Here is a 22,671-nt window from a genome sequence, read left to right as displayed (position 1 = left end):
GACTGTGAACAGATGAGCTGGGAACAGCAGGAACAGGCCCGCCGCGACTGGATGGCGGAACATTCGCTCTACCGTGCCGAGGACGAGCATTCGTCCTGCGGCGTCGGCCTGGTCGTCAGCATCGACGGCAAGGCCAGCCGCAAGGTGGTGGAAAGCGGCATCACCGCGCTGAAGGCGATCTGGCATCGTGGCGCCGTGGACGCCGACGGCAAGACCGGCGACGGCGCCGGCATCCATGTGCAGATCCCGGTGCCCTTCTTCTACGACCAGGTGCGCCGCACCGGGCACGAGCCCGACCACGACAAGCTGATCGCCGTGGGCCAGGTCTTCCTGCCGCGCACCGATTTCGCCGCGCAGGAACGCTGCCGGACCATCGTGGAATCCGAAGTGCTGCGCATGGGCCATTACATCTATGGCTGGCGGCACGTGCCGGTGAACACCGCGGTCCTGGGCGAAAAGGCCAATGCCACCCGCCCCGAGATCGAGCAGATCCTGATCCGCTGCGACAAGGACATCGACGACGAGCAGTTCGAGCGCGAGCTTTACATCATCCGCCGCCGCATCGAGAAGGCGGCAGTGGCGGCGCAGATCGCCGGCATGTATATCTGCACGCTGTCCTGCCGCAGCATCATCTACAAGGGCATGATGCTGGCCGAACAGGTGGCCGAGTTCTATCCCGACCTCAAGGACGAGCGTTTCGAGAGCGCCTTCGCCATCTATCACCAGCGTTATTCCACCAACACCTTCCCGCAATGGTGGCTGGCGCAGCCCTTCCGCATGCTGGCCCATAACGGCGAGATCAACACGCTCAAGGGCAACTCGAACTGGATGAAGAGCCACGAGATCCGCATGGCCTCGCGGACCTTCGGCGAGATGGCCGAGGACATCAAGCCGATCATCCCCGGCGGCTCGTCCGACTCGGCGGCGCTGGACGCGGTGTTCGAGGTGCTGGTACGGTCCGGCCGCAATGCGCCGATGACCAAGACCATCCTGGTGCCGGAAGCCTGGTCCAAGGCCACCACCGACATGCCCAAGGCCTGGGCGGACATGTATGCCTATTGCAACTCGATCATGGAGCCCTGGGACGGTCCCGCCGCGCTGGCCATGACCGACGGGCGCTGGGTCTGCGGCGGGCTGGACCGCAACGGCTTGCGGCCGCTGCGCTATGTCGTGACCGGCGACAACCTGCTGATCGCCGGGTCCGAAGCCGGCATGGTCCCGGTCAACGAAACCGCCGTGCGCGAAAAGGGCGCGCTGGGGCCGGGCCAGATGATCGCCGTCGACATGGCCGAGGGCAAGCTTTACCACGACCGCGAGATCAAGGACCATCTGGCCGCCAGCCAGCCCTTCGGCGATTGGGTGGAAAAGGTGGTGCAGCCCTCGGAACTGATGGCCAAGCTGCCCGAGACCGCGCTGCACAGCGGCGAGGAGCTGCACCGCCGCCAGATCGCGGTCGGCTATACCGTCGAGCTGGTCGAGCAGATGCTGGTGCCGATGGCCGAGGACGCCAAGGAGGCGCTGGCCTCGATGGGCGACGACACGCCGCCCGCGGTGCTGTCGCGCCAGTTCCGGCCGCTGTCGCATTACTTCCGGCAGAACTTCAGCCAGGTGACGAACCCGCCCATCGACAGCTTGCGCGAAAGCCGGGTGATGAGCCTGCGCACCCGCTTCGGCAACCTCAAGAACGTGCTTGAGGAAAGCTCGACCCATGCCGAGATCACCATGCTGGAAAGCCCCTTCCTCGCCAATGGCGAGTTCGAGGAACTGACCCGCATGTTCCAGGGCCAGGCGACGCAGATCGACTGCACCTTCCCGGCCAATGGCGGCCCGGACGCCCTGGCCGAGGCCCTGGCGCGCATCCGCGCCGAGGCCGAGGATGCCGTGCGGTCCGGCAACGGCCATATCATCCTGACCGACGAGGGCATCTCGGCCAACCGCGTCGGCGTGCCGATGATCCTGGCGACCAGCGCGGTGCATAGCTGGCTGACGCGCAAGGGGCTGCGGACCTTCTGCTCGCTGAACGTGCGCGCCTCGGAATGCGTGGACCCGCATGATTTCGCGGTGCTGATCGGCTGCGGCGCGACCACGGTGAACCCCTATCTGGCGCAGGACACCCTGGCCGAGCGCATCGAGCGCGGGCTGCTGGACGGCAACCTGATCGACATCATGACCCGCTATCGCGAGGCCATCGACGCCGGGCTGCTGAAGATCATGGCCAAGATGGGGATCTCGGTCCTGTCCTCCTATCGCGGCGGGCTGAACTTCGAGGCGGTGGGGCTTTCCCGCGCCATGGTGGCGGAATATTTCCCCGGCATGCAGTCGCGCATCTCGGGCATCGGCCTGCACGGGCTGCAGGCCAAGCTGGAGGAAGCCCATGCCAAGGGCTTCCGCGCGCCGCTGGTCGACCTGCTGCCGGTGGGCGGCTTCTACAAGGCGCGTCGCTCGGGCGAAAAGCACGCCTGGGAAGCCAATACCATGCGGCTGTTGCAGCTGGCCTGCGAAAAGGCGTCCTATGATGTGTGGAAGCAGTTCACCGCCACCATGCGGGCGAACCCGCCGATCCATATCCGCGACCTGCTGGACATCAAGCCCCTGGGCAAGCCGGTGCCGCTGGAAGAGGTGGAATCGATCACCTCGATCCGCAAGCGTTTCGTGACGCCGGGCATGAGCTTGGGCGCGCTGTCGCCCGAGGCGCATATGACGCTGAACATCGCCATGAACCGCATCGGTGCGAAATCCGACAGCGGCGAGGGCGGCGAGGATCCGGCGCATAGCCACCCGCTGCCCAATGGCGACAACCCCTGCGCCAAGATCAAGCAGGTCGCCTCGGGGCGGTTCGGCGTCACCGCGGAATACCTGAACGCCTGCGAGGAACTGGAGATCAAGGTCGCCCAGGGCGCCAAGCCCGGTGAGGGCGGCCAGCTGCCCGGCATGAAGGTGACGGACCTGATCGCCCGGCTGCGGCATTCGACCAAGGGCGTGACGCTGATCTCGCCGCCGCCGCATCACGACATCTATTCGATCGAGGATCTGGCGCAGCTGATCTATGACCTGAAACAGATCAACCCGCGCGCCAAGATCACGGTGAAGCTGGTGGCAAGCTCGGGCGTCGGCACCATCGCGGCGGGCGTGGCCAAGGCCAAGGCCGACGTGATCCTGATCTCGGGGCACAATGGCGGCACCGGGGCCTCGCCGGCCACGTCCATCAAGTTCGCCGGCCTGCCCTGGGAAATGGGCCTGACCGAGGCGCATCAGGTGCTGGCAATGAACCGCCTGCGCGACCGGGTGACGCTGCGCACCGACGGCGGGCTGCGCACCGGGCGCGACATCGTCATGGCGGCGATGATGGGGGCCGAGGAATACGGCATCGGCACCGCCGCCCTGATCGCCATGGGCTGCATCATGGTGCGCCAGTGCCAGTCGAACACCTGTCCGGTGGGCGTCTGCACCCAGGACGAAAAGCTGCGGGCCATGTTCAACGGCTCGGCCGACAAGGTGGTGAACCTGATCACCTTCTACGCCACCGAGGTGCGCGAGATCCTGGCCAGCATCGGCGCGCGCAGCCTTGACGAGGTGATCGGCCGCGCCGACCTGCTGACCCAGGTCAGCCGGGGCGACAAGTCGCTGGACGACCTGGACCTGAACCCGCTGCTGATCACCGTCGATGGCTCGGAGAAAATCGTCTACGACCGCTCGAAGCCGCGCAACGCGGTGCCCGACACGCTGGACGCCGAGATCATCCGCGATGCCGGCCGCTTCTTCTCGGATGGCGAGAAGATGCAGCTGTCCTATGCGGTCAGGAACACCCAGCGGACGGTGGGCACGCGCACGTCCTCGATGATCGTGCAGACCTTCGGCATGCGCAACAAGCTGCAACCGGACCACCTGACCGTGCGGCTGACCGGCAGCGCCGGGCAGTCTCTGGGCGCCTTTGCGGCGCCGGGGCTGAAGATCGAGGTCTCGGGCGATGCCAACGACTATGTCGGCAAGGGGCTGTCGGGCGGCACCATCGTCGTGCGCCCGCCCATGGGCAGCCCGCTGAAGGCGGCCGAGAACACCATCATCGGCAATACCGTGCTTTACGGCGCCACCGACGGCTATCTGTTCGCCGCCGGCCGGGCGGGCGAACGCTTCGCGGTCCGCAATTCGGGCGCCAAGGTGGTGATCGAGGGCTGCGGCAGCAACGGCTGCGAATACATGACCGGCGGCGTCGCCGTGATCCTGGGTCGGATCGGCGCGAACTTCGGCGCCGGCATGACCGGGGGCATGGCTTATCTCTACGACCCCGAGGGCCTGGCGCGCGATTACATCAACGCCGAAACGCTGGTCCTGTGCCCGGTGACGCAGGCGCATTGGGAAGGGGAGCTCAAGGGCCTGATCGAGCGGCACTACCAGGAAACCCGCTCGCGCCGGGCCGAGGAGATCCTGCAGAACTGGGAGGACGAGAAGGCCAACTTCCTGCAAGTCTGCCCCAGGGAGATGCTGCCGCATCTGAAGCATCCCATCGCCCCGGTCGAGGATCTGGCGGCGGTGCCGGCGGAATAGGACGGATCGGGGGCCTGCGGGCCCCCTTTTCATTTGCCGCGCCAAGGACCAGACCAGCCACCGGCACGCCGACAACCCCGACAAAATGCGCATGCGCCGAAAACACTTTCGTTGAATCGCGCTTCGGTCATGGTATGTGAACTGCACTGTTCAGTTGTCGGAGCCGGCGGGGATCATGTTCATAAGCGTGCCGGCCAGCCTGGGTGCCGCAATCCTGACGGTGATCCTGGGCCTGCCCTGGTGGGTCTCGGCCCTCGGCTTCCTTGGCGCGGGCGTCTGCGCCCTTTTCGCCGCCGAGGCATGGGCGGCCAGAAAGATCCCGGCCGAACCGCACGAGATCCAGCGCGGCCAGCTGGAAAAATCCTCCGATCTCTATGCCGGGACGGTCTCTCCGCGTCCGGGAAATCCCGCCGCGCGATCCTTCCGGGCCTGACCGGGGCCCTCGCTTACCCCTTTCCCGCGACACGCAACTTTCCCGCAAGGCCGGTTGGCCATGGACGCCATCCCGGCTAAAACCCCGGCGCGACGGATTCGGAAAAGGAAGCGCCCATGTCCGCGACCGAAAAGATCGCCCTTGGCAGCATCCTCGTCGGGCTGGTCGTTCTGGCGCTCAAGGCCCTAGCCTGGTGGCTGACCGGCTCGGTCGCGCTGCTGTCGGATGCGCTGGAAAGCACGGTGAACGTGGCCACCGCCGTCGCCGCGCTAATCGCGATCCGGGTCGCGGCCAAGCCCGCCGACCGCGGCCATCCCTATGGCCATCACAAGGCCGAGTTCTTCAGCGCCGTGCTGGAGGGGGTGATGATCATCGTTGCCGCGTTGCTGATCCTGCGCGAGGCCTGGCACGGTTTCCAGAATCCGCGCATGCTGGACGCCCCGGTCGAGGGGTTGCTGGTCAACGGCCTCGCCAGCCTCATCAACGGGCTGTGGTGCTGGCTGCTGATCAGCCGCGGCCGGCGGTTGAAATCGCCGGCGCTGGTCGCGGACGGGCGGCACCTGCTGTCGGACGTGGTCTCGTCCGTGGGCGTGGTGGCCGGCGTGGCGCTGGCGGTCGCCACCGGCTGGGCGGTGCTGGACCCGGCGCTGGCGGCACTGGTCGCGCTGAACATCCTGTGGTCGGGCTGGAAGGTCATGGCCAGCTCGCTCTCGGGGCTGATGGACGAGGCGGTGTCCGAGGACACGCTGGCCGAGATCCGCGCCACCATCTCGGGCGCCGCAGCCGGCGCCATCGAGGCGCATGACCTGCGCACCCGCCACGCCGGGCCGCGCACCTTCATCGACTTCCACCTGGTGGTGGACGGCCAGACCACGGTCGATGCCGCCCACGACATCTGCGACCGCATCGAACAGGCGCTCCGGCGCAAGCTGCCCGGCGCGCTGATCACCATCCATGTCGAGCCCGAGCACAAGGCCAAGCATTCGGGCGTCGTGGTGATCTAGCGCAGCCGCCTTCCCTCGGCATCGAAGTGAAAGGCGCGGTTCGGCTCGAAGCCCAGGCCCACCACCTCGTCCACGGCATAGTCCTGCTCGCCGAACAGCCGCACGGTCAAGAGGCCGTGGTCCTCCGAGGAAAGATAGACCAGCGTCTCACCGCCCAGCTTCTCGACATGGCTGACGCGGCCGCTGATCTGCCCGCCGCCGGGCGTCAGATGCTCGGGACGGATGCCCAGCCGATGCGAGCGCAGGCCCAGCTTGCCGGCATCCAGGAAATTCATCTGCGGGCTGCCGATGAAGCCGGCGACGAAGGTGTTGTCGGGATCATTGTAAAGGTCCATCGGCCGGCCCACCTGCTCGACCACGCCGCCGCGCAGCACGACGATCTTGTCGGCCAGCGTCATCGCCTCGACCTGGTCATGGGTGACATAGATCATCGTCGCGCCCAGCTCGCGATGCAGCCGGGCGATCTCGATCCGGGTCTGCACGCGCAGCGCGGCGTCGAGGTTCGACAGCGGCTCGTCGAACAAAAACAGCTTCGGCCGCCGCACGATGGCGCGGCCGATGGCGACGCGCTGGCGCTGCCCGCCCGACAGCTCGGCCGGGCGCCGCTCCAGCAGGGGCGTCAGGGCCAGCATCTCGGCCGCCTTCTCGGTCGCCGCCTCGATCTGCGCGCGGGGCGTGCCGGCCTGTTTCAGCGCCAGCCCCATATTGTCGCGCACGGTCAGGTGCGGGTAAAGCGCATAGCTCTGGAACACCATGGCGATCTCGCGCCGGGCCGGGGCCAGGTCGTTGACGCGCGCGCCGTCGATCACCACGTCGCCCGAGGTCACATCCTCGAGCCCGGCGATCATGCGCAGCAGCGTGGACTTGCCGCAGCCCGAGGGGCCGACGAAGACGCAGAACTCGCCATCCTCGACATTCAGGTCCACGCCCTTGATGACCTGGGTGGCGCCGAAGGACTTGGTGACTTGGGTAAGGGTCAGGGCTCCCATCGGGATCTCCTTGCTGCAAGACGGATCATTTGACGGCGCCGGCGGTGATGCCGCGGATCAGCTGGCGCGAGAAGATCAGGTAAAGCACCAGCACCGGCAGGATGGCGAGGCTCAGCGCCGCCAGCACGGCGTTCCAGTTGGTGACGAACTGGCCGATGAAGACCTGGCTGCCCAGGGTGACGGTCTTGGTCGCCTCGCTCGGCGCCAGAATCAGCGGGAACCACAGGTCGTTCCAGATCGGGATCATGGTGAAGACGGCGACGGTGGCCATGGCCGGCCGCACCAGCGGCAGCACCAGCCGGAAGAAGATGGTGTATTCCGACAGCCCGTCGATGCGCCCGGCATTCTTCAGATCGTCCGAGACGCCGCGCATGAACTCGGACAGGATGAACACCGCCAGCGGCAGCCCCTGCGCGGTATAGACCAGCACCAACGCCGTCAGCGTGTTGACCAGCCCCGAGGCCACCATCATCTGCAATATGGCGACGGTGCCCAGCCGGATCGGGATCATGATCCCCAGCGCCAGATACAGCCCCATCAGCATATTGCCGCGAAAGCGGTATTCCGACAGGGCAAAGGCTGCCATGGCGCCGAACAGCAGCACGAAGAACAGGCTGGCCACGGTCACGATCAGCGAGTTCTGGAAGTAGAGGACGAAATCCCCCTGCGCCAGCACCGTGCGATAGCCGACCAGGTCGAAGCTTTCCGGCCCCGGCACGGCCAGCGGATCGGCGAATATCGCCCGGCGGGTCTTGAAGCTGTTGATGACCACGACGAAGACCGGGAACAGCGCGATCACCGTGTAAAGGATCAGCACGGCATGGGCGGCCAGGCTGCGGGCGGTGGAATGGCGGGCTTGGCTCATGGCTCTCCCCTCAGAACTGATAGCGGCGCAGCCGGCGCTGGATGGCGAACAGGTAGAAGCTGACGCCCAGCAGGATGATGCCGAACATGGCGGTGGCGATGGTCGCGCCCATATGCGGATCGCCGATCTGCAACTGGAAACCGAAGAAAGTGCGGTAAAGGAACGTCCCCAGGATATCGGTCGAGAAATTCGGCCCCGCCAGCGCGCCTTGCGTCACATAGATCAGGTCGAAGGCGTTGAAATTGCCGACGAAGGTCAGGATCGAGATGATGCCGATCGAAGGCAGGATCAGCGGCAGCTTGATCTTCCAGAACTGCGACCAGCCGGTGACGCCGTCCATCTCGGCCGCCTCGATCACCTCGTCGGGGATCGCGAGCAGCGCGGCATAGATCAGCATCATCGGGATGCCGACGAACTGCCAGACCGAGATCAGCGCCAGCGTGGTCAGCGCCGTACCCTCGCGGCCCAGCCAGGGCGCGAACAGCGACTTCAGCCCGACGGCGTCCAGCATGCCGGGCGCGATGCCCCAGATCGGCGACAGGATCAGCTTCCAGACGAAGCCGACGATGACGAAGCTCAGGATGGTCGGGATGAAGATGGCGGTGCGATAAAACGCCGCCCCCCGCAGCCGCGGCGAGCTCAGCAGCGCCGCCAGCGCCACGCCGACCGGGTTCTGCACCAGCATGTGCACCAGGAAGAACCAGGCATTGTTGCCCAGCGCGTTCCAGAAGCTCGCCGACCAGCGCGGATCGCCGAACAGCGTGGCAAAGTTCCGCAGGCCCACGAAGACCCGCCCCTCCTCGCCGGTATTGAACAGCGACAGGTTCAGCGTCCCGAACAGCGGCACGATCATGATGGCGGTATAGACCAGCACCGCGGGGGCAAGAAACACCGCGATATGCCAGCGAAACGCTTTCCGCTGCGCCATGACGCCCTCCTTCTCCGTTTGAAAAATACCCTCGGGGGTGCGGGGGGCAGAAGGCCCCCCGCCGCCGCCGGGCCGTCAGGCCCGGCAGGCCGTCACTTCTGCTGCGGCGCGTACCACGCGGCCAGGCCCTGCTGCTGCCGCTCGGCCGCGGCCTCGGGCGTCTCGGCGCCGGTGATGACATTGGCCGAGGCGGTCCAGGTCTCGTTCTCCAGGTTCGGCGTGCCCCGCGACAGGATCTGGTAGGTCGAGCGGATGGTCGGCTCGCAGCTTTCGCGCCAGCCGACGAATTCCTTCGCCAGCGGGTCTTCCATCTCGACCGGCGCCGAATTCAGCGAGAAGAAGCCCGGCAGCGCATTGGCATAAAGCGAGGCGAATTCCGACGAGCCGACCCATTCCAGGAATTTCCGCGCTTCTTCCGGGTGCTTCGTCGCGGCATTCATCCCCAGGGCGATATCGGTATGGTCGCTGATATGGCAGGTATCGCCCTCGGCCGGGACCGGCGGCGGAAACGCACCCATCTCGAAGGCGCCGCCGATCTGCGGGCCGAAGACGCCGATCTCCCAGGATCCGGCCGGATAGATGGCGGCGCGGCCCAGGGTGAACAGGTTCTGGCTGTCGGGATAGGTCTGCGCCTCGAACCCGTCGCCCAGGTAGTCCTTCCATTTCGCCAGCTGGCGGAAGGGCGCGACCCAAGGCTCGTCGGTCAGCTTTTGCGTGCCCTCGATCAGCGCCTTGCGGCCTTCCTCGCCCTGCCAGTAGTTCGGGCCGATATTCTGGTAGCCCATGGTCGCGGCCTCCCACTGGTCCGCCGTGCCCATGGCCATCGGGATATAGCTGCCATCCTCCTTGATCTTGTCGAGCAGGGCAAAGAACTCCGCCTCGGTCTTGGGCGGCACCAGGCCCAGTTCCTCGAAGGCGGTCTTGTTGTAGATGAAGCCATGGATGACCGAGGCCATCGGCACGCAGAAGGTCTGGGCGCCGTCATCGGTCTGCCAGGCCGATTTCGCCACGTCCGAGAAATTCGCCATCGCCGCCAGGTCGCTCAGATCGGCCAGCTTGCCCTTCTTGAACAGCTCCAGCGAGGCGTCGAAGGGCCGGCAGGTGATCAGATCGCCCGCCGAGCCCGCATCCAGCTTGGAATTCAGCACCGCGTTGTATTCCGGCGGCGCCGAGGGCGCGAAATTGATCTTGATGCCGGGATTGGCCGCCTCGAAGGCCGGGATGATCTTTTCCTGCCAGATGGCAAGGTCGTCGTTGCGCCAGCTTTCGATGGTCAGCGTCACGTCCTGGGCCCAGGCGGCGCTGCCCAGCAGGGTGCTGGCCAGCAGCGCCAGGCGGATGGTCTTGGTCATGGTCTTCTCCCTTCGGCATCGGGTCTCTCGCGGACCCTCCGGTTGCAATCAGATCAGCGGGGCCAGCAGGCCCCCGGTTTCGGCCAGCCGCGCCCGGGCCGCGTCGGGCGCCGTGCCGCGCGCGACCAGGATGGCGGGCTTGACCGCGCCGCCGGTATGCGACAGCGCCGCCTCGGCCGCGTCGCGCCCGACCCCGGCCACGGCGGCGACGATGCGGGCGGCGCGGTCCACCAGCTTGATATTGTCGGCCACCAGATTGACCATGTAGCCGTCATGGACATGGCCCAGCCGGATCGCCACCAGCACCGACAGCATGTTCAGCGCCACCTTCTGCGCCGTGGCCGCCCCCATGCGGGTCGAGCCCGAAACCACCTCGGCCCCGGTCTCGATCAGCACCGGGATATCGGCGCGTTCCAGCAGGGCCGAGCCCGCCACATTGGCAAGGCCGGCGACGGTCACGCCCCGCTCCTGCGCCGCCGCGCAGATCGCCAGCGCATAGGGCGTCCGCCCCGAGGCCGAGAGGCACAGAAGCACGTCCCCCGCCGCTAGCCCCGAACGGTCCAGATCGGCCAGCGCAAGCCGCGGGTCGTCCTCGACGCTGCCTTGCAGGTGCAAAAGCGCCTCGGTACCGCCGGCGAACATCATCGGCGTGCGCTCCGGCGCGATGCCGAAGGTGCCGGCCAGTTCCAGGCAATCCGCCAGCGCCATCAGCCCCGAGGAACCGGCCCCGGCATAGCCGAGCTTGCCGCCCCGGCGCAGCGCCCCTGCTGCGGCCTCGGCCGCGCGTTCCAGCGCCGGCAAGGCGGGCTGCAACGCAGCCAGCGCCGCGACCTGCGCCTCCAGAAGGACGCGCAGCACCTCGCCGCCCGGACGGGCGTGAAGCCCTGCGGATGCCGGATGCCTTGCCTCGGTGCCGGATGCGGTCATGTGATTCCCCCTGTCCCATCGATAATGCCAAAACAATACCACTTGTAAAGACCCTTCTTCAATATTCGCCAGAATTGGCATTTTGTGGCGATTGCGAAAATAGCTCTTCCGTTTTGGTATTGTTTTGGTATCGTGCAGCCAAAGGGAGTCGCCATGTCATATTTCCTGGGCATAGACGGAGGGGGAACCGGCTGCCGCGCTGCCATCGCGGACGGCGCGGGCCGGATCATCGGCCAGGGCGCGGCCGGGCCGGCCAATATCTCGGTCGAGACCGAGGGGGCCTGCGCCAACATCCTCGCCGCCGCCCGCGCCGCGCTTCAGGACGCCGGACAGGGCCATCTGGACGAGCTGACCGCCGTGCTTGGCCTGGCCGGCGCCAATGTCACCGCCGCCGCCCGCAGCCTGCAGGCCATGCTGCCCTTTCGCCGCACGCGCATCGTCACCGATGCGGTGACCGCCGCCACCGGCGCGCTGGGGGCGGGGACGGCATCGTCGCCGCCATGGGCACCGGCTCGGTCTTCGCGGTGCAGATCGGCGGCGCGATGCGGCAATATGGCGGGCGCGGCTTCGTCCTGGGCGACGAGGGCAGCGGCGCGGTGCTGGGCCGGGCGCTGCTGGCCGAGGCCCTGCGCGCCGAGGACGGCTTCGCGCCGATGACCCCGCTGCTGCAAGCCGTGCTGGACGAGCTGGGCGGGATCGAGGGGGTGATCTCCTTCGGCTTCCGCGCCCGGCCGGCCGAATTCGCGCAATTCGCGCCGCGCATCATTGCCGGCACCGACCCGGCGGGCGAGCGCATCTTTGCCGCGGCCGTGGCCGAGATCCGCGCCATGATCGACAGGCTGCAAGCCGGCCGCGACCTGCCGGTGGTGTTCCTGGGCGGGCTCGGCCCGCATTACGCCGCCCGGCTGCAGGGGCTGTGGCCCATCCAGCCGCCCAGGGGCTCGGGCCTCGACGGGGCACTGCATCTGGCCCGGCAGGAGGCGTGATGGGCGAGCTGTTCACCCCCGAGGCCTTCGAGGAAACCGGCGGCGGGCCGCTTTACCTGCAACTGCACCGGCTGATCGCCGAGGCCATCGCCTCGGGGCGGCTGCAACCCGGCGACAGCCTGCCGTCCGAGCGCGAGCTGGCGGCGATGACCGGCCTGTCGCGCGTCACCGTGCGCAAGGGGGTGGCGGAGCTGGTCGCCTCGGGGCAGCTGGTGCAGAAGCGCGGCTCGGGCACCTTCGTGGCGCCGAAAGTCGAGAAGCTGGAGCAGGCGCTGTCGCTTCTGACCTCCTTCACCGAGGACATGGCCCGGCGCGGCCGCAGCGTCGAAAGCCGCTGGATCGCCCGCGGGTTGCACGCCCCGGCGCCCGAAGAGGTGATGGCGCTGGGACTGGGCGTCGGCGAGAAGGTGGCGCGGCTGGAACGGGTGCGCAGCTCGGACGGGGTGCCGCTGGCCATCGAGCGCGCCTCGCTGTCGCAGGCGATCCTGCCCGATCCCGAAGGCGTCACCGATTCGCTTTACGCGGTGCTGCAGGATCGCGGGCTGCGGCCGGTGCGGGCGGTGCAGCGCATCTCGGCCGCGAACCTGAACGCCAAGGACGCCGAACTCTTGGGCGTCAGCCCCGGCGTGGCCGGGCTCAGGATCGAACGCATCTCCTACCTGCCCTCGGGCAAGGTGGTCGAGTTCACCCGCTCGCTCTATCGCGGCGATGCCTATGACTTCGCCGTGGAACTGAAACTTGCCCCGGAAGGCGAAAGGAACCCGTGATGAGCCAGACGCATATGGCGCGCGAAGTGGCCGAGATCCCCGAAGCCGCCGCCCGATTCCTGGAACGCTCGCGCGATGCGGTGGCGGACGCCGCCAGCGCCCTGCGCCGCAAGGATCCCGACCTGGTGGTGACGGTGGCGCGGGGATCCTCGGACCATGCCGCGACCTATCTGAAATACGCCATCGAGCTGGAGGCCGGGGTGCCGGTCGCCTCGGTCGGCCCCTCCATCGCCTCGATCTATCGCCGGCCCCTGCGGCTGGGCAAGGCGGCCTGCATCGGCATCTCGCAATCCGGCCGCAGCCCAGACGGGGTCGAGATGATGCGCGCCTCGGGGCAAGGGGGGGCGCTGTCCATCGCCATCACCAATGTCGAGGACAGCCCGATGGCGCAGGTCTCGGCCCATTGCCTGCCCCTTCAGGCGGGCGAGGAGAAAAGTGTCGCCGCCACCAAGACCTTCGTCTGCTCGGTGCTGGCCGGCCTGTCGCTCTTGGCGGAATGGCGCGAGGATCACGCCTTGCAGGATGCCGTCGCCGCCCTGCCCGAGGCGTTCGGGCAGGCCGTGGGGCTGGACTGGTCGCCCTTGTCGGCGCGGCTGGCGCGGGCCAGCTCGGCCTTCGTGCTGGGCCGCGGCCCCAGCTTCGCCATCGCCTGCGAATCGGCGCTGAAGTTCAAGGAAACCTCGGGCATCCATGCCGAAGCCTATTCGGCCGCCGAGGTGCTGCACGGCCCGGCCGCCATCGTGCAGGCCGGCTTCCCGGTGCTGGCGCTGGGGATCGAGGACGCCGCCCTGCCCCAGCTCAAGGCCACGGCCGAGCGGCTGGCGGCGCAGGGCGCGGATGTGTTCGTCACCGGCACCGAGGTCGGGGGCGCCGTCACCCTGCCCTCGGTCCCCGGCCTGCATCCGCTGGTGGCGCCGCTGGTGACCATCGCCGGCTTCTACGCCTTCATCGAGGGGCTGGCGCGGCGGCGCGGCTTCGACCCCGACACGCCGCCGCATCTGCGCAAGGTGACGGAGACGGTGTGATGGCGCGCGAGGTTCTGACCGGCGCGCGGATCTTCGACGGCGCGCATTTCCTCGACGGCCATGCGCTGGTGATCGAGGCGGGCAAGATCGCCGCCATCCTGCCCGAGCCCGAGGCCCCGGCCGAGGGGCGGCGGGCGGTGTCGGGCATCCTGGCTCCGGCCTTCCTGGACCTGCAGGTGAACGGCGGCGGCGGGCTGATGCTGGACGGCACGACCGATCTGGACGGGCTGCGCCGGATCTGCGCCGCGCATCGCGCGCTTGGCACGGCGGGCGTGCTGCCGACGCTGATCACCGATACGCCAGCGGCCACCGCCCATGTCATCGCGCTGGGGATCGCCGCGGCCGAGGCAGGGGTGCCGGGCTTTCTGGGCCTGCATCTGGAGGGGCCGCATCTGGACCCGCGTCGCAAGGGCGCGCATGATCCGGCTTTGATCCGGCCGATGACGGACGAGGATCTGGCGCGGCTTTGCGACGCCGCCCGCCGACTGCCGGCGCTGATGGTGACGCTGGCCCCCGAGGCGGCCAGCCCGCAGCAGATCGCCGCCCTTGCCGGGGCCGGCGCCGTGGTCAGCCTGGGCCACAGCGATTGCAGTTTCGAACAGGCGCAGGCCGCCTTTGCCGCCGGCGCCCGCTGCGCCACGCATCTGTTCAACGCCATGAGCCAGATCGGCAACCGCGCGCCGGGGCTGGTGGGCGCGGTGCTGGCCGGCGAGGCGGCGGCGGGTCTGATCGCCGACGGCATCCACGTGCATCCGGCGGTGATGCGGCTGGCGCTGGGGGCGCGGCTCGATGGCATCTTCCTGGTCAGCGACTGCATGGCCTTCGCCGGCACCGGACTGACCGAGATGGAACTGGGCGGCCGCAAGGTGCTGCGCCATGACGGGCGGCTGACGCTGGCGGACGGCACGCTGGCCGGGGCCGACCTGACCCTGCCGCAGGCCATCGCCGTGCTGGTCGGCCAGGTCGGCATCGCGCCCGAACGGGCCTTGCGCATGGCCTCGGCCATCCCCGCCGCTTTGCTGGGCTTGCAGGACCGCCATGGCACGCTGGCCCCCGGCCGCCCGGCCGACCTGGTGCTGCTGGACCACGATTTCGCCTTGCGCGCGCATTGGCTGTCGCCCTGATGGCCCCGGAATGCCGAGTGGAACGCACGGTCTTTCCCTCGCCCGCCGCTCGTGCCACACTCGGACCCGCGCGAAACCAAGGATGAGGCTGCGATGAACGCCCCCCTGCCCGAGGCGGTGAAGAAATCCGTTCTGCTGAACGGGCTGGCCCCCGAAGTGCGCGACAAGCTGCTGAAGGACGCCCAGCGGCGCAGCTATCGCGAGGGCGAGACCATCTTCCTGCAAGGCGATCCGGCGCGGGCGGTGTTCATCGTGCTGAACGGCTTCATCAAGCTGTCGCGGCTGACCCCCGGCGGGTCCGAGGCGGTGGTGGCGATCCTGGGCCGCAACCGCAGCTTTGCCGAGGCGATGGCGCTGCGCGGCACGCCCTATCCCGTCTCGGCCGAGGCGGTGTCGGACTGCACGGTGCTGCAAATCGACGGGGCCCGGCTGCGCCAGCTTTTGCTGGAGAACCAGGAATTCGCCATCGGCCTGCTTGCCTCGACCTTCGTGCATCTGCAGGGGCTGGTGGACCAGATCGAAAAGCTCAAGGCCCATACCGGGGTGCAGCGGGTGGCGCAGTTCCTGGCCGACCTGTCCGATGCCGTGGCCGGCCCGACCGAGGTCCGGCTGCCCTATAACAAGCGCCTTATCGCCGGACATCTGGGCATGCAGCCCGAAAGCCTGTCGCGCGCCTTCGCCCGGCTGCGCCAGCATGGCGTCGAGGTCGAGGCCGACAAGGCCACCATCGCCGACATCGCCGAATTGCGCATGCTGGCCATGGACTGACCCGACCCGAAAACCGCATTGCCCGCGCCGGCTTCACCCGATCGGGTGAAGCCGGCGCGGGCGGTTGCGCGATAGCCATGCTGCATTGCTTTTCATGGAGAGGTTGAAATGCACCGCAGCCTAGTTTTTGCCAGCGCCTTGTTGCCATTGATGCTGCTGTCGGCCTGCGACACGTCCGGGCTGGACCCCGCGACCGCCGACCAGGTGAACCAGAGCGAGATGACCGCGGCCGTGGGCCTGCTGGCGGCGGCCTTCGGCGGGGACGCCTATCGCGACGCCGGGCTCCAGGTCGCGACCGCCAGCCTGAACGACGCCGCCATGCGGCGTTCGGCGGCCGAAGCCGCGCCTGCCGCCACGGGATCGCCGATCCAAGGCGCGACCGCCACGCTGAAGGCGCCCGCATCGTCCCCGGGCGCGGCCTCGGCGGGGGCGCCCAGGCCCGGCACCGGGAAATGCGAACAGCGGCCGCAATGCCGCGCGGCAAGCGGCCGGCTCAGCGACTATTCCGACCGGCTGATCGCCCTGGGCGCGCAAGGCGGAAGCTCGGTCCATGTCTCGGCCAAGATGGCGTGGTGCGGCGCGAACAGGGGAATCGCCACGCTGGAGACCTGCCTGGCCGAGGCAAGGGCGGCCGGGGACGCCGAATGCAGCGCCGACATCCAGACCGCCTTGCAGAATACCCGCCGCCTTGCCGCCGAGGCGCGGCAGACCGCCAACCAGTCCTATGCCTATGCGCCGGACGGCTGGATGAGCAGCTGCCCCGCGTAGCCTGCGGGGCGCGGCGCGCCTGCCCGCCGCGGCGCGCCGTCGTCGAAAATGCAGCCACAACCATAGCCTTGCCCCGTATCGGCGCTTGACACGCTGGGATCCGAAAATAACCTCGAACCGAGGGGTTATCAGTATGAGCGGTATTCGGGCGATCCATGAACGGCATGAGGAACGGCTGATCGACCTGATCTATGCGATCCTGCTGGGCGAGCGGAGCTGGCAGGACTTCCTGGCCGAGATCGAGCGCGAAACGCCGGGCGGAATCGCGGGGCTGTTCCATCAGGGCATGGAAGGCGGTTGCGCCTTCATCCACAACCATATGCCCGAGCGGGCCATCGCGGATTACGGCGACTATTATGCGCTGCGCAATCCGTGGATGGAACGGGCGATGCGCGCGCCCACGCGTCAATCCATGCCGGCACATCACCTGGTTCCGCATGAAGAGCTGCTGCGCACCGAGTTCCATGACGGCTTCCTGCGGCCCCTGAGGCTCGACACGGCGGCAGGGCTGCTGATCGACATGCGCGGCTCCTGCGCGACGACGCTGACCATCATGGCCCCGCTGGGCCAGTCCGCGCTGATCGAAGCCTGGTCGCAGAGCTTCAACAGGATTTCCGGGCATCTGCAGCGGGCGGTAGCCTGGTGCCGCCGCGGCTCGGGGCTGGGCGCGCTGGCCGAACTGCCGGCGGCGCTGTCGCGGTCGCTGGATCTTGGCGTGCTGATCGTCGACGCGAACCGCAGGATGCTGCCGGTTTCGCCGGCCGCGCAGCTCTCGGATCGGATCTGGCGGGCGGTCCGGCAATCGCCCTTTGGCACGGTCGGGCTGGTCGATCAGACCGCCGACGACTGCCTGGGAGAGATGCTGTCGCGCAACTCCGCCGCGCGGAAGCGGGCCGAGTTCAGGACGGCCCAGGCCACGATCACCATGGTGCGGATCAACCGCGACGAATTGTCGGAACTGCTGCTTGGCCCCTGCGTCATGCTGGTCGTCGATCCGGGGCTGCACGGGTTCGACCTTGAACAAAAGCGCGACCGGCTGCGCCTTGCCCATGACCTGACCGCCGCGGAAGGCAGGGTGTTGGGCGGCTTGCTGCGCGGCTTCAACCTCAGGCAGATCGCCGCGGCGGCCGGCCTGTCGCACGAGACGGTGCGAACCCAGCAAAAGGCGCTGTTCGTCAAGACCGGGGTCAACAGCCAGACCCAGCTGGTCAACCTGGCGCATGGCCATCCGCCGCAGGACCGGGACGAACCGGGTCGCTGACCGGCGGGGCCGTCATATGACGTGCAGCCCCCAGATCAGCGCCAGCCAGATTGCCAGCGGCACGGTAAAGGCCGCGCGCCAGCCCGAGCCCCGGCCGAGATGCAGGAAGCCGCCCAGGATCGCGCGGGCCTTGAGAAAGGCCACCGCCAGCAGCGCCACAGCCGCGGCGGGGCCTGGCACGAAGGCCAGCGCCGTGGTGGCGACGGTCAGCGCCAGCAGGATCAGCCAGATGCGGGTCAATTCCATCCCCTAGCCCAGCAGATAGACCGGCGGCAGGATCAGCACCCAGACCAGGTCGACCATGTGCCAGAAGGCGGCACCGGCCTGCACCTCCTCGGCACGCAGCCGGATCGCCACCAGCGCCAGCACGCCGATGCCGAACAGCACATGCGCCGCGTGAAAGCCGGTCAGCAGGTAATAGAAGGTGAAGAACGGGTGGCTTTCCATCCCCAGGCCCGCGCGCAGGTCGCCGGCATATTCCACCGCCTTCACCGCCAGGAAACCCGCGCCCCCCAGCGCCGCCAGCGCCAGCCCGATGCGGGCGCGGCGGCCGTCGCCGCGGTGGCAGGCGCGCTCGGCCAGGGCGGCGCAGAAGCCGGAAGTAACCAGGATCGCCGTGTTCAGCGCCGCCATCCAGCCGTGCAGCTGCGCCTGCGCCGCGGCAAAGCCGGCCGGGTCGGTCAGCCGCACCGCGGCCATGGCGGTGATGCCGGCGGCAAAGACCAGCAATTCGGATGCGATCAGCACCCACATGATCGGCTCGCCCGGCAGATCCTGGACCCGCATCACGCCACCAGTTGCCGATAGATCACCGGCAGCGCCGCCAGCAGCCGGTCGGGATGCGGGATCAGCGAAAAGCCGCCCTGGCCGAAAATGCGGGGAAACCAGCTTTTCGCGTCGCGGTCCACGGTGATGCCATGCACGGCATGGCCGGCGCGGCGCGCCTCGCGCACCGCCATGGCGCTGTCCTCGATGCCGTGGCGGCCCTCGTAATGGTCGAGATCGTTGGGCTTGCCGTCGGTGATGACCAGCAAAAGCCGCCGGCTGCTGGCCTGCTCTGCCAGCCCGGCCGAGGCATGGCGGATGCCGGCGCCCAGCCTTGTATAGAAGCGCGGCCGCAGCCCGGCGATGCGCTGCTCGATCGCCGTGCCCATCGGCTCGTCGAAATCCTTGCAGGCGCTGAGGAACACCCGGTCGCGTTTCAGCGAGGAAAAGGCGTTGATCGCGAAGCGGTCCCCGCAGGCGTCCAGCCCCCAGGCCAGCGCCGCCAGCGCCTCGCGCTCGATCTCAATCACCGCGCGGCCCGTCACCGCGCTTTCGGTCGAACGCGACACGTCGAGCAGGATCGACACCGCAAGGTTGCGCGCCAAGGGCCGGGACTGGCGCCAGATGCGGTCGCTGCCCTGGCCGGTGGCGCGCAGGTCGGCGGCGGCGCGGACGGTCAGTTCGGCATCCAGCTCGTCCCCGTCGCGGTGGCCGGTGGTGATGAGGCGACCGGGGCGCAGCGCCTCGAACTGGCGGCGCACGGCGCGAATGCGGGTTTGCGCGCGGGGATCCGGGGTCAGCGCCTCGTCATGCTCGGGCGCACGGTTTTCCAGCACGCGCACATGATGGGCAAGATAGCGGCCGCGCCGCGCATCCCATTCGGGATAGGTGCGAATGCCGGCGACCGCCTCAAGATCCGCATCCTCGGGCGCAAGATCGAGATGCAGGCGCAGGCGCGTCGCCGGTGCCTTGGACACCTGGCCAAGGCCCAGTTCTTCCTGGTCCTCGGCCGCCTTCTTCGCATCGTCCTGATCGTCATCGTCGACATGCCGGTTGAGGTTCATCAGGTCGGCCCAGCTCAGCAGGGCCTCGAACTTGTGCAGGATCAGGCTGTCGCGGCGCTGCGGCTGGTCGCTCTGCCGGCGGCGGGCGCGGAACATGCGCGCGCTGGCCGGGTCGGCGGCGATGCCGTCGGGCGCGTCGCCCGGCGCGGCGGCCAGCGTCGTCTCGGGCAGGGCCAGGTCGGGCCAAAGCGGCACCGGCCGCATCGGGCAATAATCGCGCGGCGCCTTGACCTGCGGATCGTCCAGCATCGGCAGCCAGTCGCGGGCCAGGGGCGGCAGGGGGGCCGGATCGCCCAGCAGGTGCCGCGCCAGCGTCTCGACCACCGCCTCGGCCGGGGGCAGCGGCGCGATGGGGCGCAGGGACAGCACCAGCGCCGCCAGGTCGCCGTAAAGCCCGGCCAGGCCCGGCGCATCCTCCAGCGTCGCGGCCACGGCGCGGCGGGCGGCGCCCAGCCGCATCAGGTCGCAACGCAGCGGATCGTCCTGCGGCGCAGCCAGGGCGCCATGCGCCGCGCAGGCCGCCAGCCACAGGTAAAGTGCCCCGTTCGCCTGACGCGAAGGCAAGGCCGCCAGCCGTTCGGGCAGACGCAGGATCTCGCCGTCGAAACTGGCGCGCGGCACCATCTCGGCCGGGGTGCCCAGCCGGCGCAGCCAGCCGATGCGATGATGCGATGCCTGGGCGGCGGCGGGCCGGATCTCGACCCCCGCGCCGCCGCCCAGGGCCCGGAACAGCACCGCGAGCCGCCCCGAGACCTCGGACAGCGCCACCGCCTGATCCTCGAATTCCTGCGGCGCGCCGAAGCTGCTGGCCCAGGCGTGCCAGATCTTGCCGACGGTTTCCTCGGGCTCCCAGGGTTCCAGATCCAGGCCCATGGCGTCCTCCCTTAACCGAAGATCGCCGCGGCCAGGTCGCGCAAGCCGCGCTTGACCTCGGCATCGTCGGTCAGGGGTTCGATCATCGCCGCCTCGATGGCGCGGTCGATGGACATGCCCCGCGCGACCAGGCTGGCGGCATAGACCACCAGCCGGGTCGAGACCCCCTCCTCCAGATCCTGGCCCTTGAGGCCGCGGATCTTGCCCGCCAGCCGCACCAGCCCCAGGGTGCGGTCGCGGTCGAGCCCGCTTTCGCGGGAAACGATCTCGGTCTCGTGCCGGGGTTCGGGAAAGTCGAACTCCATGGCCACGAAACGCTGCCGCGTCGAAGGCTTCAGCGTTTTCAGGATGTTCTGATAGCCGGGGTTGTAGGAGGCGACCAGCATGAAGCCGGGCGCCGCCTCGATTTCCTCGCCGGTGCGGTCGATGGGCAGGATGCGGCGGTCGTCGGTCAGCGGGTGCAGCACCACGGTCACATCCTTGCGCGCCTCGACCACCTCGTCGAGATAGCAGATCGCGCCCTCGCGCACGGCGCGGGTCAGCGGGCCGTCGGTCCAGACCGTCTCGCCGCCCTTGAGCAGGTAGCGCCCGATCAGGTCGGCCGCCGACAGGTCGTCATGGCAGGCCACGGTATAAAGCGGCCGGCCCAGCCGCGCCGCCATATGGGCGACGAAGCGGGTCTTGCCGCAGCCCGTCGGGCCTTTCAGCAGCACCGGCAGGTCGTTCGCGGCGGCGGCCTCGAAGACCGCGACCTCGTCGCCCTGCGGCAGGTAGAAGGGGGCGTTGGCCGCCCCGTTCCGTTCGGTTTTCACATGCGCGTTCATGGCTTACTCCGCAGCCTCCAGATGGCCGTCCTTGTGCGCCTGCACCGGGCCGGCTGTGACCACCTCGCGGCGCGGGAACAGCACCGCATAGATGAACAGCAGCGCCCCCAGCACCACGGCGACGCCCGAGCCGAAACGCATCCAGTAGAACAGCGCCAGCCCGTCCTGCACGTCCATGAAGAACCCGCCCTCGACGCGCTGCAGATGGGTCTGCACCGTGCCGGCAAAGGTCAGCGTCACCGTCATGAACACCATGCCCGAGGACATCAGCCAGAACGAGGCCATGTTCAGCACCTGGTTGTAGGGGTCGCGGTTCTTCATCAGCGGCATGCAATAGGTCACCAGCGCCAGCACCAGGCAGACATAGGCGCCATAGAAGGCCAGGTGGCCATGCGCGGCGGTGATCTGCGTGCCGTGGGTATAGTAGTTCACCCCGTGCAGCGTGTGCAGGAAACCCCAGACCCCGGCGCCGAAGAAGGCCAGCACGGTGCAGCCCAGGCTCCAGACCAGCGCGGCCTTGTTGGGATGGTCGCGCCGGCCCTTCCAGACCATGACGAAGGCGAATGACATCATGGCGAAGAAGGGCACGATCTCGAAGCTCGAGAAGATCGAGCCGATCCACTGCCAGTAAGCCGGCAGGCCGATCCAATAGTAGTGGTGCCCGGTGCCCAGGATGCCCGAGAACAGCGCCGTGGCGACGATGACGTAAAGCCATTTCTCGACCACCTCGCGGTCCACGCCGGTCAGCTTGAGCATCAGGAAGGCGAGGATGGCGGCCATGATCAGCTCCCACACGCCCTCGACCCACAGGTGGATGACCCACCACCAGTATTGCTTGTCCAGCACCAGGTTCGCCGGGTTGTAGAAGGCAAAGAGCCACAGCAGCACCAGCCCCCACAGGCCCATCAGCAGCACGTTCGTGACCGCCGTGCGCCGGCCCTTCAGCGCGGTCATGCTGACATTGTACATGAAGATCACCGCGGCGACGGCGATGCCGAGCTTGACCCATTTCGGCTGTTCCAGGAACTCGCGCCCCTCCTTGCCCAGCAGCCAGTGGCCGTGGAACAGGTCGAACAGATAGGTCACGACCACGCCCGCCGTGCCGAGCACGAAAATGCCCAGCTGGATCCAGGCCAAGAGCGGCGAATGGATCTCGCGCTCGGCCTCCTCGGGCAGGATGTAATAGGTGGCGCCGAAAAAGCCCAGGAGCAGCCAGACCACCAGGCTGTTGGTATGCAGCATCCGGGCGATGTTGAAGGGCAAGAGCTCGGACAGGAAATTCGGGCTGACATAAATCCAGCCCATGATCAGGCCGAGCGTGACCTGCACGGCGAAAAGCACCATGGCCACCAGGAAATAGGCATAGGCGATGCGTTGTGAATGGTATCTCATCTCTGTTTCCC

The 22,671-nt window shown here is 68.3% G+C and carries 20 protein-coding genes and 1 pseudogene; 11 read left to right on the top strand and 10 right to left on the bottom strand.

What is annotated here, in order from left to right; genetic code table 11:
• Positions 1 to 12 precede the first annotated feature (12 nt).
• From gltB to ESD82_RS11925, 3 genes are all read left to right on the top strand, one after another.
• Positions 13 to 4,545 (top strand): glutamate synthase large subunit, encoded by a 4,533-nt coding sequence (gene gltB / locus ESD82_RS11935; RefSeq protein WP_036747162.1) that lies wholly within the window; start codon positions 13 to 15, stop codon positions 4,543 to 4,545.
• A gap of 175 nt (positions 4,546 to 4,720) precedes the next feature.
• Positions 4,721 to 4,978 carry a hypothetical protein gene (locus ESD82_RS11930; RefSeq protein ID WP_028709896.1) on the top strand — a complete coding sequence of 86 codons (258 nt, stop codon included), beginning with the start codon at positions 4,721 to 4,723 and terminating at the stop codon, positions 4,976 to 4,978.
• Positions 4,979 to 5,094: 116 nt separating this feature from the next.
• Positions 5,095 to 5,982, top strand: coding sequence for a cation diffusion facilitator family transporter (locus ESD82_RS11925; RefSeq protein WP_024842988.1), 888 nt, complete (start codon positions 5,095 to 5,097; stop codon positions 5,980 to 5,982).
• Here the strand turns inward: ESD82_RS11925 and ESD82_RS11920 are convergent.
• The 5 genes from ESD82_RS11920 to ESD82_RS11900 form a co-directional block, all read right to left on the bottom strand.
• Complete coding sequence (locus tag ESD82_RS11920) at positions 5,979 to 6,971, bottom strand: ABC transporter ATP-binding protein (protein ID WP_024842989.1); 993 nt, start codon at positions 6,969 to 6,971, stop codon at positions 5,979 to 5,981. The genes ESD82_RS11925 and ESD82_RS11920 overlap by 4 nt on opposite strands.
• A gap of 25 nt (positions 6,972 to 6,996) precedes the next feature.
• Positions 6,997 to 7,836: a carbohydrate ABC transporter permease gene (locus ESD82_RS11915; protein WP_024842990.1), complete on the bottom strand. Its 840-nt coding sequence runs from the start codon at positions 7,834 to 7,836 to the stop codon at positions 6,997 to 6,999.
• A gap of 10 nt (positions 7,837 to 7,846) precedes the next feature.
• Positions 7,847 to 8,764 carry a carbohydrate ABC transporter permease gene (locus tag ESD82_RS11910; RefSeq protein ID WP_024842991.1) on the bottom strand — a complete coding sequence of 306 codons (918 nt, stop codon included), beginning with the start codon at positions 8,762 to 8,764 and terminating at the stop codon, positions 7,847 to 7,849.
• Positions 8,765 to 8,856: 92 nt separating this feature from the next.
• Complete coding sequence (locus tag ESD82_RS11905) at positions 8,857 to 10,116, bottom strand: ABC transporter substrate-binding protein (RefSeq protein ID WP_024842992.1); 1,260 nt, start codon at positions 10,114 to 10,116, stop codon at positions 8,857 to 8,859.
• Positions 10,117 to 10,164: 48 nt separating this feature from the next.
• Complete coding sequence (locus ESD82_RS11900) at positions 10,165 to 11,043, bottom strand: N-acetylmuramic acid 6-phosphate etherase (RefSeq protein ID WP_024842993.1); 879 nt, start codon at positions 11,041 to 11,043, stop codon at positions 10,165 to 10,167.
• Between the two features lie 153 nt (positions 11,044 to 11,196).
• On the opposite strand from ESD82_RS11900, the pseudogene ESD82_RS22615 reads away from it, so the two are divergent.
• The 8 genes and pseudogenes from ESD82_RS22615 to ESD82_RS11865 all read left to right on the top strand — a co-directional run.
• Positions 11,197 to 11,391, top strand: a pseudogene (locus ESD82_RS22615) (BadF/BadG/BcrA/BcrD ATPase family protein); the annotation flags it as partial.
• 152 nt (positions 11,392 to 11,543) lie between these two features.
• Positions 11,544 to 12,029, top strand: a complete 486-nt coding sequence (locus ESD82_RS22205; protein ID WP_244314569.1) for a hypothetical protein — start codon at positions 11,544 to 11,546, stop codon at positions 12,027 to 12,029.
• Positions 12,029 to 12,796, top strand: a complete 768-nt coding sequence (locus ESD82_RS11890; protein WP_024842995.1) for a GntR family transcriptional regulator — start codon at positions 12,029 to 12,031, stop codon at positions 12,794 to 12,796. The genes ESD82_RS22205 and ESD82_RS11890 overlap by 1 nt, the downstream gene beginning before the upstream one ends.
• Positions 12,796 to 13,821, top strand: coding sequence for an SIS domain-containing protein (locus ESD82_RS11885; protein WP_024842996.1), 1,026 nt, complete (start codon positions 12,796 to 12,798; stop codon positions 13,819 to 13,821). The genes ESD82_RS11890 and ESD82_RS11885 overlap by 1 nt, the downstream gene beginning before the upstream one ends.
• Positions 13,821 to 14,945 (top strand): N-acetylglucosamine-6-phosphate deacetylase, encoded by a 1,125-nt coding sequence (nagA, locus tag ESD82_RS11880; protein ID WP_024842997.1) that lies wholly within the window; start codon positions 13,821 to 13,823, stop codon positions 14,943 to 14,945. The genes ESD82_RS11885 and nagA overlap by 1 nt, the downstream gene beginning before the upstream one ends.
• A 93-nt stretch (positions 14,946 to 15,038) precedes the next feature.
• Positions 15,039 to 15,713, top strand: a complete 675-nt coding sequence (locus ESD82_RS11875) for a Crp/Fnr family transcriptional regulator (protein ID WP_024842998.1) — start codon at positions 15,039 to 15,041, stop codon at positions 15,711 to 15,713.
• Between the two features lie 108 nt (positions 15,714 to 15,821).
• Positions 15,822 to 16,481, top strand: coding sequence for a hypothetical protein (locus tag ESD82_RS11870; RefSeq protein ID WP_143091235.1), 660 nt, complete (start codon positions 15,822 to 15,824; stop codon positions 16,479 to 16,481).
• 133 nt (positions 16,482 to 16,614) lie between these two features.
• A complete protein-coding gene (locus ESD82_RS11865; RefSeq protein WP_024843000.1) occupies positions 16,615 to 17,742 on the top strand; it encodes a helix-turn-helix transcriptional regulator in 1,128 nt (375 codons plus the stop codon).
• Positions 17,743 to 17,754: 12 nt separating this feature from the next.
• On the opposite strand, the gene ESD82_RS11860 is transcribed toward ESD82_RS11865, so the two are convergent.
• From ESD82_RS11860 to ESD82_RS11840, 5 genes are read right to left on the bottom strand one after another with little or no spacing between them, the layout of a single operon-like run.
• Positions 17,755 to 17,988 (bottom strand): cytochrome C oxidase subunit IV family protein, encoded by a 234-nt coding sequence (locus tag ESD82_RS11860; protein WP_024843001.1) that lies wholly within the window; start codon positions 17,986 to 17,988, stop codon positions 17,755 to 17,757.
• Between the two features lie 3 nt (positions 17,989 to 17,991).
• Complete coding sequence (locus ESD82_RS11855) at positions 17,992 to 18,528, bottom strand: cytochrome c oxidase subunit 3 (RefSeq protein WP_024843002.1); 537 nt, start codon at positions 18,526 to 18,528, stop codon at positions 17,992 to 17,994.
• Positions 18,528 to 20,444: a nitric oxide reductase activation protein NorD gene (locus ESD82_RS11850; RefSeq protein ID WP_024843003.1), complete on the bottom strand. Its 1,917-nt coding sequence runs from the start codon at positions 20,442 to 20,444 to the stop codon at positions 18,528 to 18,530. Before ESD82_RS11850 ends, ESD82_RS11855 begins: the two co-directional genes overlap by 1 nt.
• 11 nt (positions 20,445 to 20,455) lie before the next feature.
• Entirely contained in the window at positions 20,456 to 21,268 is an 813-nt protein-coding gene (locus tag ESD82_RS11845) for a CbbQ/NirQ/NorQ/GpvN family protein (protein ID WP_024843004.1), read from the bottom strand.
• Between the two features lie 3 nt (positions 21,269 to 21,271).
• Positions 21,272 to 22,660, bottom strand: a complete 1,389-nt coding sequence (locus tag ESD82_RS11840; protein WP_024843005.1) for a cbb3-type cytochrome c oxidase subunit I — start codon at positions 22,658 to 22,660, stop codon at positions 21,272 to 21,274.
• Between the last annotated feature and the right edge of the window lie 11 nt (positions 22,661 to 22,671).

Origin of the sequence: Paracoccus pantotrophus (genome assembly GCF_008824185.1) — a bacterium.
In the GTDB taxonomy this organism is placed as follows: Bacteria; Pseudomonadota; Alphaproteobacteria; order Rhodobacterales; family Rhodobacteraceae; genus Paracoccus; species Paracoccus pantotrophus.
Note: the sequence above shows the minus strand (reverse complement) of the source record. Positions and strands in the feature narration are given on the sequence as shown.

Excerpts from the sequence above, each read along its gene's own strand:
- gltB (WP_036747162.1), top strand. The coding sequence starts at position 13 with ATGAGCTGGGAACAGCAGGAACAGGCCCGCCGCGACTGGATGGCGGAA.
- ESD82_RS11930 (WP_028709896.1), top strand. The coding sequence starts at position 4,721 with ATGTTCATAAGCGTGCCGGCCAGCCTGGGTGCCGCAATCCTGACGGTG.
- ESD82_RS11925 (WP_024842988.1), top strand. The coding sequence starts at position 5,095 with ATGTCCGCGACCGAAAAGATCGCCCTTGGCAGCATCCTCGTCGGGCTG.
- ESD82_RS11920 (WP_024842989.1), bottom strand. The coding sequence starts at position 6,971 with ATGGGAGCCCTGACCCTTACCCAAGTCACCAAGTCCTTCGGCGCCACC.
- ESD82_RS11915 (WP_024842990.1), bottom strand. The coding sequence starts at position 7,836 with ATGAGCCAAGCCCGCCATTCCACCGCCCGCAGCCTGGCCGCCCATGCC.
- ESD82_RS11910 (WP_024842991.1), bottom strand. The coding sequence starts at position 8,764 with ATGGCGCAGCGGAAAGCGTTTCGCTGGCATATCGCGGTGTTTCTTGCC.
- ESD82_RS11905 (WP_024842992.1), bottom strand. The coding sequence starts at position 10,116 with ATGACCAAGACCATCCGCCTGGCGCTGCTGGCCAGCACCCTGCTGGGC.
- ESD82_RS11900 (WP_024842993.1), bottom strand. The coding sequence starts at position 11,043 with ATGACCGCATCCGGCACCGAGGCAAGGCATCCGGCATCCGCAGGGCTT.
- ESD82_RS22205 (WP_244314569.1), top strand. The coding sequence starts at position 11,544 with ATGGGCACCGGCTCGGTCTTCGCGGTGCAGATCGGCGGCGCGATGCGG.
- ESD82_RS11890 (WP_024842995.1), top strand. The coding sequence starts at position 12,029 with ATGGGCGAGCTGTTCACCCCCGAGGCCTTCGAGGAAACCGGCGGCGGG.
- ESD82_RS11885 (WP_024842996.1), top strand. The coding sequence starts at position 12,796 with ATGAGCCAGACGCATATGGCGCGCGAAGTGGCCGAGATCCCCGAAGCC.
- nagA (WP_024842997.1), top strand. The coding sequence starts at position 13,821 with ATGGCGCGCGAGGTTCTGACCGGCGCGCGGATCTTCGACGGCGCGCAT.
- ESD82_RS11875 (WP_024842998.1), top strand. The coding sequence starts at position 15,039 with ATGAACGCCCCCCTGCCCGAGGCGGTGAAGAAATCCGTTCTGCTGAAC.
- ESD82_RS11870 (WP_143091235.1), top strand. The coding sequence starts at position 15,822 with ATGCACCGCAGCCTAGTTTTTGCCAGCGCCTTGTTGCCATTGATGCTG.
- ESD82_RS11865 (WP_024843000.1), top strand. The coding sequence starts at position 16,615 with ATGAGCGGTATTCGGGCGATCCATGAACGGCATGAGGAACGGCTGATC.
- ESD82_RS11860 (WP_024843001.1), bottom strand. The coding sequence starts at position 17,988 with ATGGAATTGACCCGCATCTGGCTGATCCTGCTGGCGCTGACCGTCGCC.
- ESD82_RS11855 (WP_024843002.1), bottom strand. The coding sequence starts at position 18,528 with ATGCGGGTCCAGGATCTGCCGGGCGAGCCGATCATGTGGGTGCTGATC.
- ESD82_RS11850 (WP_024843003.1), bottom strand. The coding sequence starts at position 20,444 with ATGGGCCTGGATCTGGAACCCTGGGAGCCCGAGGAAACCGTCGGCAAG.
- ESD82_RS11845 (WP_024843004.1), bottom strand. The coding sequence starts at position 21,268 with ATGAACGCGCATGTGAAAACCGAACGGAACGGGGCGGCCAACGCCCCC.
- ESD82_RS11840 (WP_024843005.1), bottom strand. The coding sequence starts at position 22,660 with ATGAGATACCATTCACAACGCATCGCCTATGCCTATTTCCTGGTGGCC.